13 protein-coding genes are annotated in these 14,947 nt (G+C 68.6%); 8 read left to right on the top strand and 5 right to left on the bottom strand.

The genetic code is table 11. The features are described from left to right. Window positions 1–40: 40 nt before the first annotated feature. Window positions 41–1,171, bottom strand: coding sequence for a PQQ-dependent sugar dehydrogenase (locus tag AC5Y5B_RS10985; protein WP_112633917.1), 1,131 nt, complete (start codon window positions 1,169–1,171; stop codon window positions 41–43). A gap of 251 nt (window positions 1,172–1,422) precedes the next feature. On the opposite strand from AC5Y5B_RS10985, the gene AC5Y5B_RS10980 reads away from it, so the two are divergent. Next, window positions 1,423–2,283 (top strand): DoxX family protein, encoded by an 861-nt coding sequence (locus tag AC5Y5B_RS10980; protein ID WP_112633916.1) that lies wholly within the window; start codon window positions 1,423–1,425, stop codon window positions 2,281–2,283. A 9-nt stretch (window positions 2,284–2,292) separates the two neighbouring features. Here the strand turns inward: AC5Y5B_RS10980 and AC5Y5B_RS10975 are convergent, their stop codons facing one another. Beyond that, a complete protein-coding gene (locus AC5Y5B_RS10975; protein ID WP_112633915.1) occupies window positions 2,293–2,649 on the bottom strand; it encodes a PH domain-containing protein in 357 nt (118 codons plus the stop codon). 356 nt (window positions 2,650–3,005) lie between these two features. Between AC5Y5B_RS10975 and AC5Y5B_RS10970 the strand changes: the two genes are divergently transcribed. The 3 genes from AC5Y5B_RS10970 (at window position 3,006) to ilvC (ending at window position 6,438) form a co-directional block, all read left to right on the top strand. Beyond that, a complete protein-coding gene (locus tag AC5Y5B_RS10970; protein ID WP_112633914.1) occupies window positions 3,006–4,874 on the top strand; it encodes an acetolactate synthase large subunit in 1,869 nt (622 codons plus the stop codon). Next, the gene (ilvN, locus tag AC5Y5B_RS10965) at window positions 4,874–5,374 is read left to right on the top strand and encodes an acetolactate synthase small subunit (protein ID WP_112633913.1); all 501 of its coding nucleotides are present in this window, start codon (window positions 4,874–4,876) and stop codon (window positions 5,372–5,374) included. Before AC5Y5B_RS10970 ends, ilvN begins: the two co-directional genes overlap by 1 nt. A gap of 62 nt (window positions 5,375–5,436) precedes the next feature. Continuing rightward, window positions 5,437–6,438, top strand: a complete 1,002-nt coding sequence (ilvC, locus tag AC5Y5B_RS10960; protein WP_112633912.1) for a ketol-acid reductoisomerase — start codon at window positions 5,437–5,439, stop codon at window positions 6,436–6,438. A 61-nt stretch (window positions 6,439–6,499) separates the two neighbouring features. On the opposite strand, the gene wrbA is transcribed toward ilvC, so the two are convergent. Beyond that, window positions 6,500–7,111, bottom strand: a complete 612-nt coding sequence (gene wrbA, locus AC5Y5B_RS10955; protein WP_112633911.1) for an NAD(P)H:quinone oxidoreductase — start codon at window positions 7,109–7,111, stop codon at window positions 6,500–6,502. Continuing rightward, window positions 7,108–8,538 (bottom strand): phytoene desaturase family protein, encoded by a 1,431-nt coding sequence (locus tag AC5Y5B_RS10950; RefSeq protein ID WP_500005342.1) that lies wholly within the window; start codon window positions 8,536–8,538, stop codon window positions 7,108–7,110. The genes wrbA and AC5Y5B_RS10950 overlap by 4 nt, the downstream gene beginning before the upstream one ends. Window positions 8,539–8,567: 29 nt before the next feature. Here AC5Y5B_RS10950 and serA point away from each other — a divergent pair, with 29 nt between their 5' ends. Together serA and AC5Y5B_RS10940 are read left to right on the top strand one after the other, a co-directional pair. Next, window positions 8,568–10,154, top strand: a complete 1,587-nt coding sequence (gene serA, locus AC5Y5B_RS10945) for a phosphoglycerate dehydrogenase (RefSeq protein WP_500005341.1) — start codon at window positions 8,568–8,570, stop codon at window positions 10,152–10,154. Next, window positions 10,151–11,161, top strand: a complete 1,011-nt coding sequence (locus tag AC5Y5B_RS10940; RefSeq protein ID WP_500005340.1) for a 3-isopropylmalate dehydrogenase — start codon at window positions 10,151–10,153, stop codon at window positions 11,159–11,161. The genes serA and AC5Y5B_RS10940 overlap by 4 nt, the downstream gene beginning before the upstream one ends. Here the strand turns inward: AC5Y5B_RS10940 and AC5Y5B_RS10935 are convergent. After that, window positions 11,061–12,365, bottom strand: a complete 1,305-nt coding sequence (locus tag AC5Y5B_RS10935) for an MFS transporter (RefSeq protein WP_500005339.1) — start codon at window positions 12,363–12,365, stop codon at window positions 11,061–11,063. The two genes, AC5Y5B_RS10940 and AC5Y5B_RS10935, sit on opposite strands and share 101 nt — an antisense overlap. A gap of 277 nt (window positions 12,366–12,642) precedes the next feature. On the opposite strand from AC5Y5B_RS10935, the gene AC5Y5B_RS10930 reads away from it, so the two are divergent. Both AC5Y5B_RS10930 and gltX read left to right on the top strand, forming a co-directional pair. After that, a complete protein-coding gene (locus AC5Y5B_RS10930) occupies window positions 12,643–13,449 on the top strand; it encodes a fumarylacetoacetate hydrolase family protein (protein WP_500005338.1) in 807 nt (268 codons plus the stop codon). Continuing rightward, window positions 13,446–14,933 (top strand): glutamate--tRNA ligase, encoded by a 1,488-nt coding sequence (gltX, locus tag AC5Y5B_RS10925; RefSeq protein WP_205869146.1) that lies wholly within the window; start codon window positions 13,446–13,448, stop codon window positions 14,931–14,933. Before AC5Y5B_RS10930 ends, gltX begins: the two co-directional genes overlap by 4 nt. Window positions 14,934–14,947: the final 14 nt, after the last annotated feature.

Here is a 14,947-nt window from a genome sequence, read left to right as displayed (position 1 = left end):
TACGGCGTCGTGAGTTCACACTCGGCGCAGTGGCGCCGATCTAGCTCTTGTCGTCGCTGTTGCGCGGGAACCCGCCGCCCTGCGGGAAGAGCGGGAACACCACGTCGTCCAGCTTCTCGGCATCCCCGGCCGTCTTGTTGACCGTTGCGCCCCAGACGTTTCCATCCGGTGACATGCGCAGCGCCCAGGCGTGCGCGTGGGTGTCCTTGCGGACGACGTCGGGTTCACCGGTGACCGCGCCGGTGGCCGGCGCCAGCCGGACCGCGACCGTCAGCTTGGTGTTGATCAGGTTGACCAGCACGGTCCCGTCCATCGCCGCGCAGCCGGCCACGCCGGGCTTGTCCGGCCAGGTCCACACCGTCGAGACGTCGGACGTTTTGGTGATGCGCTGCAACCGATCCGCCGTCGGGGTGCGGTCGGCGACGTAGAGCGAGCCGTCGACGGGGTCGGTGCACAGGCCGCCGCCGGCGCCCACGCCGGACAGCGCCGTCGTCGGCGGCGCCTGGCCCACGGTGGTGGGCTGCTCGATCCGCAGCACCTTGCCGGCCAGCGACTTGGGATCGGCGGCCAGCGCCGGATTGCCCGCGTCGCCGGTCATCACGACCAGCGTGGTGGGGCTGGTGAAGATCAATGCCCCGGTGTTTCCGGTGGCGCCCTTGGGAATCCCGGTCAGGATGTCCTTGGGGATGTCACCGTCGGCCACCCGGATCACCCGATTGTCGGTGGGCGTGCTGATGTAGGCGTACATCAGGCGGTCCTGGGTGTAGGTCGGCGACATGACGATGTCCATCAGGCCGCCGTCGCCGGACGGGTCGACCGGGATCACCGTCTTCACCTTCGGCTCGGCGTTGACCGCGATCTCCTTGACCGCCCCGGTGGTGCGCTCGGCGACCAGCGCGGTTTTGCTGTCCGGACCCATGATCAGGCCGCTGGTGCTCTCCAGGCAGCCCTGCATCACGCCGGGGGCGGGGCAGGCCTTGGGGAACGGCGTGGGCGGCAGCGGCGGCGGCGGGGGAGGCGTCGAGCTGGGTTGCGGCTTGAGTTCGGGCGCGGTGGTGAACGGTTGCGATTGTGCGTCATTGAAGCGCGCGCACCCGCTCGTCACCAGCACGAGGGCGCACAGCGCGGCGAACCCGCGCCGAACCGACCGTCCCGCTCGCCCTAGTCGCATGACCGTCAGGCTACGGACAGTGCCCGCGACGCCGCCACACACGTCCCTGGTGCCGGCCGCCGAAGACCCGATTGGGTCCGGCCAAGGGGCCGGCCTGCCCCACCCGAGATCCCCGTCGCGGGCCGCCGAAACGGGCTCGGACGGCGATTTCGGGCCGATCCGGCCCCCTTTGGCGGGCAAACCACCGATTGCCAGGCGAAAGCGCCGCTCAAATCCCCAATTCAGGCCGGAATGCCCTTACCCTGACACCCGTGACCAGTCAACCGAATGACGCACATTGGCAGCGCCCCGGCGAATCCCCGGAGCCGACCCCGGGACGCCCCGCCTCGGCGCGGCTGGTCGATCCCGAAGATGATCTGACGCCCGTCGGCTACCCCGGCGACTTCAACCCGTCCACCGGCACCACCACGGTCATCCCGTACGGCGGCGCCGCCGCGGTCGCCGGCTCCGCTGCCGGGGGTTACAACCTGCTCGAACAGCAGGAACCCCTGCCCTACGTCCAGCCGCACTCGGCGGCCCGGCACGCGGCCCCCGAGACCACCGACCTCGACGACGACGAACACCACGACCGATTGCAGGACGTCGGCCGGCGCGGGACGCAGCATCTCGGTTTGCTGCTGCTGCGCGTCGGGCTGGGCGTGGTGCTCGGCGCGCACGGGCTGCAGAAGCTGTTCGGCTGGTGGGGTGGCTCGGGCGTGGCGGGCTTCAAGAACTCACTGTCCGATGTCGGCTACCAGCACGCCGACATCCTGGCCTACGTGAGCGCCGGCGGTGAGGCCGTGGCGGGCGTGCTGCTGATACTGGGCTTGTTCACGCCGGTAGCCGCGGCGGGCGCGCTGGCGTTCCTGATCAACGGCCTGCTGGCCAGCGTCTCGGTGCGCCCGCACACCCGCAACTTCTCGTACTTCCTGCCCGAGGGCCACGAATACCAGATCACCCTGATCGTGCTCGCCGCCGCGGTCATCCTGTGCGGACCCGGCCGCTACGGACTGGACGCGCGCCGCGGCTGGGCCCACCGGCCCTTCATCGGCTCCTTCGTCGCGCTGCTGGCCGGCATCGCCGCGGGCGTCGGGGTGTGGGTGGCGCTCAACGGCGTGAATCCGATCGGCTGACCAGCCACTTCACTGGTAGGGGTTGGGGACCCGTCCCGCGCTGGCCTCCGTCAGCTGCGGCAGCGTAGAGAACGTGACCGCGGGCAACCGCAGTTCCTCACCGTTCTTGAGGCGCGCGCGACCCCACGAACCGCGATGGAAACGCAACCCGTCGATGTCGTCCCAGCGCACCCGTCGGCTGCCCAACAGCGTCCGAACGGTCACGCCCCGGTCGTCGGCGACGGTGCGTAGCCGGATGATCAACGCCGACAGCAGCATCGGCAGGATCAGCAGCGGCAGGGACGGCGGCCAGAGCATCACCGGGATCAGCAACCCGAGGGTCAAGAACCCGACGGCCAGGTGCGCTATCGGCGACACCTTGATCACGACGGGCGCCTGGGACGGGGTTTGGGGAGACGAACCGCTAGCCACCCCACCATCCTTTCACCCCACGCCCGCGGCCGGTTCCGCGTGCGTTCACCCGGGCCCGCGGCGGCCGCCCGCCCGGTGACCGGTCACGGATTTGACTGCTGAGCTGTGCGAAGGCTACCGTCGGACGCTATGGATACCGCCGGAAAGCCCGGAATGCTCGTAGTAATTGGTCGGCGCGTTGGCGGCTGACTTGCGTTTGAGCATTTGAAGCAATCCAGCACCAACGCGCAACCCTCGTGCAGCAGATGAGCTGTCGGGGGTTTTTTGTTGCCCCAGCGAGATTCCCGGACATGAATAAGGACTGAACGACAGTGAGCGCTCCCATCAGGCAGCACGCCCCCGCGACACCGGACGCTGCCGACATCGCCACGGACGCGGCCAAGCCCGCCGCGAAGTCCGCGGCCGGTAAGCCGAAACGCATTGGGCCCGAACAAGTTACCGGCGCCCAATCGGTGATCCGTTCGCTGGAGGAACTCGGCGTAGAGGTTATCTTCGGCATTCCCGGCGGCGCGGTCCTGCCGGTCTATGACCCGCTGTTCGACTCGAAGAAGCTGCGCCACGTGCTGGTCCGCCACGAGCAGGGCGCCGGCCACGCCGCCAGCGGCTACGCCCACGCCACCGGCAAGGTCGGTGTCTGCATGGCGACCTCCGGGCCGGGCGCCACCAACCTGGTGACCCCGCTGGCCGACGCCCAGATGGACTCGATTCCCGTCGTGGCCGTCACCGGCCAGGTCGGACGCTCGCTGATCGGCACCGACGCCTTCCAGGAGGCCGACATCTCGGGCATCACGATGCCGATCACCAAGCACAACTTCCTGGTCCGCTCGGGCAACGAGATCCCGCAGGTGATGGCCGAGGCGTTCCACATCGCATCCTCGGGTCGCCCCGGCGCGGTGCTGGTCGACATCCCCAAGGACGTGCTGCAGGGCCAGTGCACGTTCAGCTGGCCGCCGCGTCTGGACCTGCCCGGATACAAGCCGAACACCAAACCGCACAGCCGGCAGATCCGCGAGGCCGCCAAGCTGATCGCGGCCGCCCGCAAGCCCGTGCTCTACGTGGGCGGCGGCGTCATCCGCGGGGAAGCGACCGAGCAGCTACGCGAGCTGGCCGAGCTGACCGGCATCCCCGTGGTGACCACGCTGATGGCGCGCGGCGCCTTCCCGGACAGCCACCCGCAGCACATGGGCATGCCCGGCATGCACGGCACCGTCGCCGCGGTGGCGGCCCTGCAGCGCAGCGACCTGCTGATCGCGCTGGGAACCCGCTTCGATGACCGGGTGACCGGGAAGCTGGACACCTTCGCCCCGGAGGCCAAGGTCATTCACGCCGACATCGACCCCGCCGAGATCGGCAAGAACCGCCACGCCGACGTGCCGATCGTCGGCGACGTCAAGGCCGTCATCATCGAGCTGCTCGAGTTGCTGCGCCAGGACGGGATCCCCGGCAAGCTCGACATGACCGAGTGGTGGGCCTACCTCAACGAGGTTCAGTCCACCTATCCGCTGAGTTACGGGCCGCAGAGCGACGGCAGCCTCGGCCCGGAATACGTCATCGAAAAGCTTGGCCAGATCGCCGGTCCGGACGCCCTGTACGTCGCCGGCGTGGGCCAGCACCAGATGTGGGCGGCCCAATTCATCTCGTATGAGAAGCCGCGCACCTGGCTGAACTCGGGCGGGCTGGGCACCATGGGCTTCGCCATCCCGGCGGCGATGGGCGCCAAGATGGCACGCCCGGAGGCCGAGGTGTGGGCGATCGACGGCGACGGCTGCTTCCAGATGACCAACCAGGAGCTGGCCACCTGCGCGATCGAGGGCGTCCCGATTAAGGTGGCGCTGATCAACAACGGCAACCTGGGCATGGTGCGCCAGTGGCAGACGCTGTTCTACGAGGAGCGCTACTCGCAGACCGATCTGGCCACGCACTCGCATCGCATCCCGGACTTCGTGAAGCTGGCCGAGGCGCTGGGCTGCGTCGGATTGCGGTGCGAGCGTGAGGAAGACGTCGAGGACGTGATCAACGCGGCGCGTGCGATCAACGACCGCCCGGTGGTGATCGACTTCATCGTCGGCGCCGACGCGCAGGTGTGGCCGATGGTGGCCGCCGGCACCAGCAACGACGAGATTCAGGCGGCCCGCGGCATCCGCCCGCTGTTCGACGACGAGAGCGAAGGGCACGCCTGATGCACACACACACCCTGTCGGTGTTGGTCGAGGACAAGCCCGGCGTGCTCGCCCGGGTGGCGGCGCTGTTCAGCCGGCGCGGCTTCAACATCGAATCGCTGGCCGTCGGCGCCACCGAGCAGAAGGACATGTCGCGCATGACGATCGTGGTCTCCGCCGAGGAGACCCCGCTCGAACAGATCACCAAGCAGCTCAACAAGCTGATCAACGTCATCAAGATCGTCGAGCTCGACGACGACAACTCGGTGTCGCGGGAACTTTCGCTGATCAAGGTGCGCGCCGACGCGGGCATCCGCAGTCAGGTGATCGAAGCGGTGAACCTGTTCCGCGCCAAGGTGATCGACGTGTCGCCGGAGGCGCTGACGATCGAGGCCACGGGTGACCGCGGCAAGATCGAGGCGCTGCTGCGGGTCTTGGAACCCTTCGGGATCCGCGAAATCGTCCAGTCCGGGGTGGTGTCGTTGTCCCGCGGTCCACGCGGAATCGGCACGGCCAAATAAGTTTTCAGTGCAAACGAGAAGGAGATAGTGAAGTGGCTAACCCGTCTGGGGAGACATTGCCGATGTTCTACGACGACGATGCGGACCTGACGATCATCCAGGGTCGCAAGGTCGGGGTCATCGGATACGGCAGCCAGGGGCACGCGCACTCGCTGAGCCTGCGCGACTCCGGCGTGCAGGTGAAGGTGGGCCTCAAGGAGGGGTCGAAGTCGCGGGCCAAGGTGCAAGAGCAGGGCCTGGACGTCGACACCCCCGCCGAGGTCGCCAAGTGGGCCGACGTCATCATGCTGCTGGCGCCCGACACCGCGCAGGCCGACATCTTCAAGAACGACATCGAACCCAACCTCTCCGATGGCGATGCGTTGTTCTTCGGCCACGGGCTCAACATCCACTTCGACCTGATCAAGCCGCCGGCCAACGTCACCGTCGCCATGGTGGCACCCAAGGGCCCGGGGCACCTGGTGCGTCGCCAGTTCGTCGACGGCAAGGGTGTGCCCGCGCTGATCGCCGTCGACCAGGACCCCAACGGCGAGGGCGAGGCGCTGGCCCTGTCCTACGCCAAGGCCATCGGCGGCACCCGCGCCGGTGTCATCAAGACCACCTTCAAGGACGAGACCGAGACCGACCTGTTCGGTGAGCAGGCCGTGTTGTGCGGTGGCACAGAGGAATTGGTGAAGACCGGTTTCGACGTGATGGTCGAGGCGGGCTACCCGCCGGAGATGGCCTACTTCGAGGTGCTGCACGAGCTCAAGCTGATCGTCGACCTGATGTACGAGGGCGGCATCGCCCGGATGAACTACTCGGTGTCCGACACCGCGGAATTCGGCGGCTACCTGTCCGGCCCGCGGGTCATCGACGCCGGCACCAAGGAGCGGATGCGAGAGATCCTGCGCGACATCCAAAGTGGTGAGTTCACCAAAAAGCTGGTGGCCAACGTCGAGGGCGGCAACAAGCAACTCGAGCAGCTGCGCAAGGAGAACGCCGAGCACCCCATCGAGGTCACCGGCAAGAAGCTGCGCGACCTGATGAGCTGGGTCGACCGGCCGATCACCGAAACGGCCTAACTCCCTGATTCGTCGAGACTGAAACTACGCACACCCGCCGCGGCGTGTCGTGTGCGTAGTTTCAGTGTCGCGGCGCAGAACCCAGCCGGTCGGCCGTCTCGACCACGCGGCGGGCCAGATGCTCGAGGGCCTTCTCGGTGGGTTCGTCGAATTCGCTGATGTTGTCGTGGGTGGAGACCAGGCTGACCCCATAGGGGTTGCCGTCGACGAACTTGCACGGGTCGGTGTATCCCGGCGGCACGATGATGCCGCCGAAATGCATCAGCGTGATGTACAGCGAGAGCAGGGTGGTTTCCTGACCGCCGTGCACGGTGTTGGACGACGTGAACGCCGCGTACACCTTGTCGGCGAGCTTGCCCTGCGCCCACAGCCCGCCCAGCGAGTCGAGGAACGCCCGCAGTTGCGCTGCCGGGGAGCCGAAGCGGGTCGGTGAACCGAAGATCACCGCGTCGGCCCAGACGATGTCGTCGCCGGTGGCCGCCGGAAGGTCCTTGGTGGCCTCGTAGTTGGCCGTCCAGGCCGGGTTGTGGGCGAAGGTTTCGGGATCCTGTGTTTCGGCGACGTGCCGCAGGCGCACGTCGGCCCCCGCCTCCTCGGCGGCGGCGGCGACGCGCCGCGCCATCGTGGTGTTATGGCCGGTGGCCGAGTAGTAGATGACCGCGAGTTTCGTCATGGCGCCAGCGTAGGCAGCTCGACGATGCCGAATTCGCGTTTCAACAGCGTGCGCGCCGCGTAGTAGCCGGCCATGCCGTGCACACCGCCGCCCGGCGGGGTGGCCGCAGAACACAGGTAAACCTTGGGAATCGGTGTGCGCCAAGGGTTTAACCGCGGCGTGGGCCCGGCGATCGCCCGCCAGGCGGAGTTGCCGCCGATCCCGATGTCACCGCCGACGTAGTTTGCGTTGTGGTCACACAACCGCGCGGCCGGCACCGCACGCGCCGCCACCACCACGTCGCGGAAACCGAGGGCGAAGCGCTCGACCACCGCGGTCACCGCCTCGGTCGCGTCGACGGTGGACCCCGACGGCACGTGGGCATAGGTCCAAAACGGGCGCCGGCCGGCGGCGTCGATGCGGCCGGGGTCCGCGACGTGCGGTGACGCCGCCAGCACCATGGGCCACTGCGCGTGACGGCCGGCGGCGATGTCGGCCTCGGCGCGGGCCATCTGGGTTCGGCTGCCGCCGAGGTGCAGCGTCGGGGCCTGTCGCAGCCGCTCGTCCTGCCACGGGATCTCGTCGCCCAGCACGAAGTCCACCTTCGCGACGCCGGGACCAAACGTGTAGCGGTGCAACGCTTTCGCGTAGCGGGCGGGCAGGGCGTCACCGTAGATGCGCAGCAGCGCGGTCGGTGCGGTGTCGAAGGCGACGACGCCACCCGGCGGTTCGGTGACCTCCGTGCCCGCCGTGAGCTCGCCACCGTGCGCGCGCAGGTCGGCGATCAGCGCGTCGGTGATGGCCTGGCTGCCGCCCACCGGGATCGGCCAGCCGACCGAATGCGCGAGGGTGGCCAGCATCATCCCGGCACCCGCCGCGGTCAGCGACGGCATCCGCGAAATGATATGGGCGGCAACGCCGGTGAACAACGCGCGGGCGTCCTCGCCGGCCAGCGTCCCCCACGCCGGGGTGCCCTGGGCCAGCATCCGCAGCCCCAGCCGCACCGCCGAGGGCAGCGAGTTCGGGATCGACCGCTTGTCGCCCAGCAGCAGGGCCACCACGTCGTCGGAACGCTCGACGAGCGGACCCAGCAGGCGTCTGAACGACGCACCGTGCTCGAGTTCGGCGCACGTGCGGTCCAGGTCGCGGTAGGCGATGGCCGCCGGACGTCCGGGCAGCGGGTTGGCGTAGGAGATCTCCGGCACCGCCAGCCGCACGCCGCGGGCGGGCAAGTCGAATTCGGCGAAGAACGGCGACGCCAGCGCCAGCGGGTGCACCGCGGAGCAGATGTCGTGCAAGACTCCCGCACAATCTGGGTCGGGCGCGGTGCGCGCGCCCCCGCCAAACGTCGGCTGAGCTTCGACGACCTGCACTTTCAGGCCGGCCCGGGCGCAGATTACGGCAGCGGCCAGCCCGTTGGGTCCGCTGCCGACGATGGTGACGTCCACGCGTCAATTACAGCCGATAGGCTGGCCGGGTGAATCTGCCTGTTGTACTCATTGCCGACAAGCTCGCCGAATCCACCGTCGCCGCCCTCGGCGACCAGGTCGAGGTGCGCTGGGTAGACGGCCCCGACCGGGAGAAGCTGCTGGCGGCCGTGCCGGAGGCCGATGCGCTGCTGGTGCGTTCGGCCACCACGGTCGACGCCGAGGTGCTGGCGGCGGCGCCCAAGCTGAAGATCGTCGCCCGCGCCGGGGTCGGGCTGGACAACGTCGACGTGGACGCCGCCACCGAGCGCGGTGTGCTGGTGGTCAACGCGCCGACGTCGAACATCCACAGCGCCGCCGAGCACGCGCTGGCGCTGTTGCTTTCCGCGGCCCGCCAGGTGCCTGCCGCCGACGCCTCGCTGCGCGAGCACGCCTGGAAGCGGTCGTCGTTCTCGGGCACCGAGATCTTCGGCAAGACGGTCGGCGTGGTGGGGCTGGGCCGGATCGGGCAGCTGGTTGCCCAGCGGCTCAGCGCCTTCGGCACTCACCTGATCGCCTACGACCCTTACGTGTCGCCGGCGCGGGCCGCGCAGTTGGGCATCGAACTGCTGACCCTGGACGAGCTGCTGGGCCGCGCCGACTTCATCTCGGTGCACCTGCCGAAGACGCCCGAGACCGCGGGTCTGATCGACAAGGATGCGCTGGCCAAGACCAAGCCGGGCGTCATCATCGTCAACGCGGCCCGCGGTGGTTTGGTCGACGAGGCGGCGCTCGCGGACGCGGTGCGCAGCGGCCACGTGCGCGCGGCAGGTCTCGACGTCTTCTCCAAGGAACCCTGCACCGACAGCCCGCTGTTCGAGCTGCCGCAGGTGGTGGTCACCCCGCACCTGGGGGCATCGACCGAAGAGGCGCAGGACCGGGCCGGCACCGACGTGGCGGCGAGTGTGAAGCTCGCTCTGGCCGGGGAATTCGTTCCCGACGCGGTCAACGTCGGCGGCGGGGTGGTCAACGAGGAGGTCGCGCCCTGGCTGGACTTGGTGCGCAAGCTCGGGGTGCTGGCCGCCACGCTGTCCGACGGCCCGCCGGTCTCGCTGTCGGTGCAGGTGCGCGGCGAGCTTGCCTCCGAAGATGTTGAGGTGCTTAAGCTTTCGGCCCTGCGGGGGTTGTTCTCCGCCGTCGTCGAGGGCCCGGTCACCTTCGTCAACGCGCCGGCACTGGCCGAAGAGCGCGGCATCACCGCCGAAATCGGCACCGCTTCGGAGAGCCCGAACCACCGCAGCGTGGTCGACGTGCGCGCGGTGGCGCCCGACGGCACCGCGGTCAACGTCGCGGGCACCCTGTCCGGGCCGCAGCTGGTGGAGAAGATCGTGCAGATCAACGGCCGCAACTTCGATCTGCGTGCCCGCGGTATCAACCTGGTGATCAACTATGTCGACCAGCCCGGTGCGCTGGGCAAGATCGGCACCCTGCTCGGTTCGGCCGGGGTGAACATCCAGGCCGCGCAACTGTCCGAGGACGCCGAGGGCCCGAGCGCGACGATCCTGCTGCGGCTGGACCGCGACGTGCCGGGCGACGTGCGGGCCGAAATCGGCGCCGCCGTGGGCGCCAACAAGCTTGAGGTGGTTGATCTTTCGTGAAGCTCGCCATCATCGAAGGTGACGGCATCGGCCCAGAGGTGGTGGCCGAGGCCGTCAAGGTGCTCGACGCGGTGCTGCCCGGGGTGGACAAGACCAGCTACGACCTGGGTGCGCGGCGATACCACGCCACCGGCGAGCTACTGCCGGACTCCGTCGTCGACGAACTGCGCGCGCACGATGCCATTCTGCTCGGGGCCATCGGTGACCCCTCGGTGCCCAGCGGCGTCCTGGAGCGAGGCTTGTTGCTGCGCTTGCGTTTCGAGCTGGACCACCACATCAACCTGCGGCCGGGCCGGCTGTACCCGGGCGTGAACAGCCCGCTGGCCGGCAACCCCGAGATCGACTTCGTGGTGGTGCGCGAGGGAACCGAAGGGCCCTACACCGGCACCGGCGGCGCCATCCGCGTCGGAACGCCCAACGAGGTCGCCACCGAGGTAAGCCAGAACACGGCGTTCGGTGTGCGCCGCGTGGTGACCGACGCGTTCGAGCGGGCGCAGCGCCGCCGAAAGCACTTGACGCTGGTGCACAAAACCAACGTCCTGACCTTCGCCGGCAGGCTGTGGTCGCGCGTCGTGGCCGAGGTCGGCCGGGACTATCCCGACGTCGAGGTGGCCTACCAACACATCGACGCCGCGACCATCTTCATGGTCACCGACCCCGGCCGGTTCGACGTGATCGTCACCGACAACCTGTTCGGCGACATCATCACCGATCTGTCGGCGGCGGTGTGCGGCGGAATCGGCCTGGCGGCCAGTGGAAATATCGACGGCACCCGCACCAATCCGTCGATGTTCGAGCCCGTCCACGGCAGCGCGCCCGACATCGCCGGCCAGGGCATCGCCGATCCGACCGCCGCCATCATGTCGGTGGCGCTGCTGCTGGCCCATCTGGGCGAGGACGCCGCCGCTAAGCGGGTGGACCGGGCCGTCGAGCAGTATCTGGCAACGCGTGGGAACGAACGGCGCGCCACCACCGAAGTCGGCGAACGGATTGCCGCCGGGCTCTAGTTTCCAAGCCGGGCGGCAGCAACCGGGTCGGCACCAACGGCATTGCCGCCAAGGGGAACAACGCGCACAGCATCCATGCCGGCGGATATTTCGCGGCCGAGATCAAGGCACCGAACAGCGGGGGACCGGCGGCCGCCATCATCCGCTGGGTGGTGTTCTGGATGCCCAGGGCCCGGCCGCTCCAGTACGGGCCGGCGAATTCGGTGATGGCGGTGGCTTCCAGGCCGTTGTCGAGCACCGCGATCACCGAGATGGCGACCATCAGCACCGCCTGCCACCGGGTGTTCATGTAATCGGCCCACGCCAGCAGCAGCAGGGTCAGCACCGCGGCGGCGGCGATGTAGCGCACCGGCCGCATGCGTGAACCCAGCCGATCCGACCAGCGGCCTACGGCCACCCGGCCGAGCGCGCCGAGCAGCTGCGACAGGGTGACCAATCCGCCGGCGGCCGCGACCGACCAGTGCAGGTTCTTGATCAGCCACACCAGCATGAACGTCACGGTGACCGTCTGCGGCATCATCATCAGGCCCGCTACCGCGTGAATTCGCCACAGCGTCAACGACCCTCGGTATGGGCTGGCCAGTTCCTGATGGCTCGCGCTGGCACGGGGCTTGCGCGGGGGGTCGACGATGCCGACCACGCTCACGACCGCCCCGAGCGTGCACGCCAGCGCGGTGAACCGAAGCCCGGCCTGTGGCCCGTGTTCGGCGAGCTCGGGAATTATCATCGCGCCCAAGGCGATTCCCAGGGGCTGGGCGGTCTGGCGGATGCCCATGGCCAGCCCGCGCTGATGGGGCGGGAACCACGCGGACACCAGCCGCCCGCCGGCCGTGTTGCAACTGGCCGCGGCCATCCCACCGAGAAATAGATAGACGGCGATCAGCACCATCGAATGCGCCGACGCGGCGGCGTAGGCCGCGATGGCGGTCAGCGCCGAGCCGGTGGCCATCACCGCCCGCTCGCCGACCCGGTCCAGCACATACCCCCAGAGCACCAGCGTGCACACCATGCCCCAGCTGGGCATCGAGGCCAGCAGGCCGGCTTCGTCGAGCCGGATCCCGCGCGCGCCCTGCAGCGACGGGATGAGGAACGCGACGCCGTTGATGAAGAGGAACGAACTCGCGGTCGCCAGCAGCGAAACGATCATGATCGCCCAGCGCGCGGCCGTGCCGATTTCGGGCGTCGCGGCGGGCTCGGTCTGCATTCCCCATGCTTGCATACCGGCGCGAATTTTAGGGGTAGGACTGGTGCCGTTGCTCGCCATTTGGGGCCCGCCACGCCGCGCTCGCGACCGTCACTAGGCCGGATCGTCTGGCTCCTCCTCGGGCCGTCCCGGCCCGAATCGTCGCCAGAAGCAAGCTCGGATGGTGACGGCCCGCCACGCCCGGCTACGCCGCGCTCGCGACCGTCACGGGCTCGGATGGTCTGGCTCCTCCTCGGGCCGTCCCGGCCCGAATCGTCGCCAGACTAGGCTCAACCGAATGCGCCTTGGTCGAATCGCCAGCCCGGACGGTGTCGCCTTCGTCAGTATCGAAGGCGATCTCAACGACCCAGCCGAGATGATCGCGCGGGAGATCGCCGAACATCCATTCGGCACCCCGAACTTCACCGGCCGATCATGGCCGCTGGCCGACGTCCGGCTGCTCGCCCCGATACTGGCCAGCAAGGTGGTGTGCATCGGGAAGAACTACGCCGATCACATCGCCGAGATGAAGGAGATGACCGGGCCGGCCCCGGTGGATCCGGTGATCTTCCTCAAACCCAACACCGCGATCATCGGGCCCAACGTGCCGATTCGGTTGCCCGCCAACGCTTCACCGGTGCACTTCGAGGGCGAGCTGGCGGTGGTGATCGGCCGGCCCTGCAAGGACGTCTCGGCCGCCCAGGCCGCAGAGAACATCCTCGGCTACACCATCGGTAACGATGTGTCGGCGCGCGATCAACAAAAATCCGATGGCCAGTGGACCCGGGCCAAGGGGCATGACACCTTCTGCCCGGTCGGCCCGTGGATCGTCACCGATCTCACACCGCTCGACCCGGGCGATCTGGAATTGCGCACCGAGGTCAACGGCGAGGTCAAGCAGAACAGCCGGACCTCGCTACTCATCCACGACATCGGCGCCATCGTCGAGTGGATCTCGGCCGTGATGACCCTGCTGCCCGGCGACATCATCCTCACCGGGACGCCGGCCGGTGTCGGCCCCGTCGAGGACGGCGACACCGTCTCGATCACCATCGAGGGCATCGGCACCCTCACCAATCCCGTGGTCCGCAAAGGAAAATCGTGACTGCACCCGCACAACCAGACCTGGTCCGGGTTCGATTCTGTCCCTCGCCCACCGGCACCCCGCACGTCGGCATGGTCCGCACGGCGCTGTTCAACTGGGCCTACGCCCGACACACCGGGGGTACCTTCGTCTTTCGCATCGAGGACACCGATGCGCAGCGCGACAGCGAGGAAAGCTATCTGGCGCTGCTCGACGCACTGCGCTGGCTCGGCCTTGATTGGGACGAGGGACCCGAGGTCGGTGGTCCCTACGGCCCCTACCGCCAATCGCTGCGCAGTGAGATCTATCACGACGTGGTGGCCAAGCTGCTCGAAGCGGGTGAGGCCTATTACGCCTTTTCGACGCCAGAGGAAGTCGAGGCGCGCCATGTCGCCGCGGGCCGTAATCCCAAGCTGGGCTACGACAATTTCGACCGCCAGCTGACCGATTCCCAGCGCGCCGCGTTTTTGGCGGAGGGCCGAAAGCCGGTGGTGCGGCTGCGGATGCCCGACGAAGATCTCGCCTGGGACGACCTGGTGCGCGGGACCACCAGCTTCGCGGCCGGGTCCGTCCCCGATTTCGCGTTGACCCGCGCCAACGGAGATCCGTTGTATACGTTGGTCAACCCGTGTGACGACGCGCTGATGAAAATCACGCACGTGCTGCGCGGCGAGGACCTGCTGCCCTCGACCCCGCGCCAGCTGGCGCTGTATCAGGCGCTGATACGGATCGGCGTGGCAGAGCGCACTCCGCAGTTCGCCCACCTTCCAACGGTATTGGGGGAGGGCACCAAAAAACTGTCCAAGCGCGATCCGCAATCCAACCTGTTCGCCCACCGCGACCGGGGCTTCATCCCCGAGGGTCTGCTCAACTATCTCGCGCTCCTCGGCTGGGCCATCGCCGACGACCACGACGTGTTCAGCCTCGACGAGATGGTCGCCGCGTTCGATGTGGTCAACGTCAACTCCAATCCCGCCCGCTTCGACCAGAAGAAGGCCGACGCGCTCAACGCCGAGCACATCCGGCTGCTGACCGTCGACGATTTCACCGCCAGGCTGCGCGACTATTTCGACGCGCACGGTCATCGCCTCGAATTGGACGACGCCGGCTTCGCCACCGCCGCCGAGTTGGTGCAGACCCGGATCGTGGTGCTCGGTGACGCCTGGTCCCTGCTGAAGTTCCTGAACGACGACGAGTACGCCATCGACCCCAAGGCGGCCGCCAAAGAGCTGGGACCCGACGGTGCCGCGGTCCTGGACGCGGCGCTGCCCGCGCTGGACGGCGTGACGGACTGGACGGCGCCCCAGCTCGAGGCCGCGCTCAAGACTGCCCTCATCGACGAGCTGGGGCTCAAACCGCGCAAGGCGTTTGGCCCGATCCGGGTGGGGGCCACCGGCACGACGATCAGTCCGCCGTTGTTCGAGTCGCTGGAGCTGCTCGGCCGCGACCGCAGCGTGGCGCGGCTGCGGGCGGCGCGCGAGACGGCCGGGCGGGACCCCGCCTGAGCGAGCGGGACCAC

The sequence above is a fragment of the Mycobacterium sp. NGS33 genome, assembly GCF_059812885.1.
This window is presented reverse-complemented; position numbering and strand designations above follow the sequence as displayed.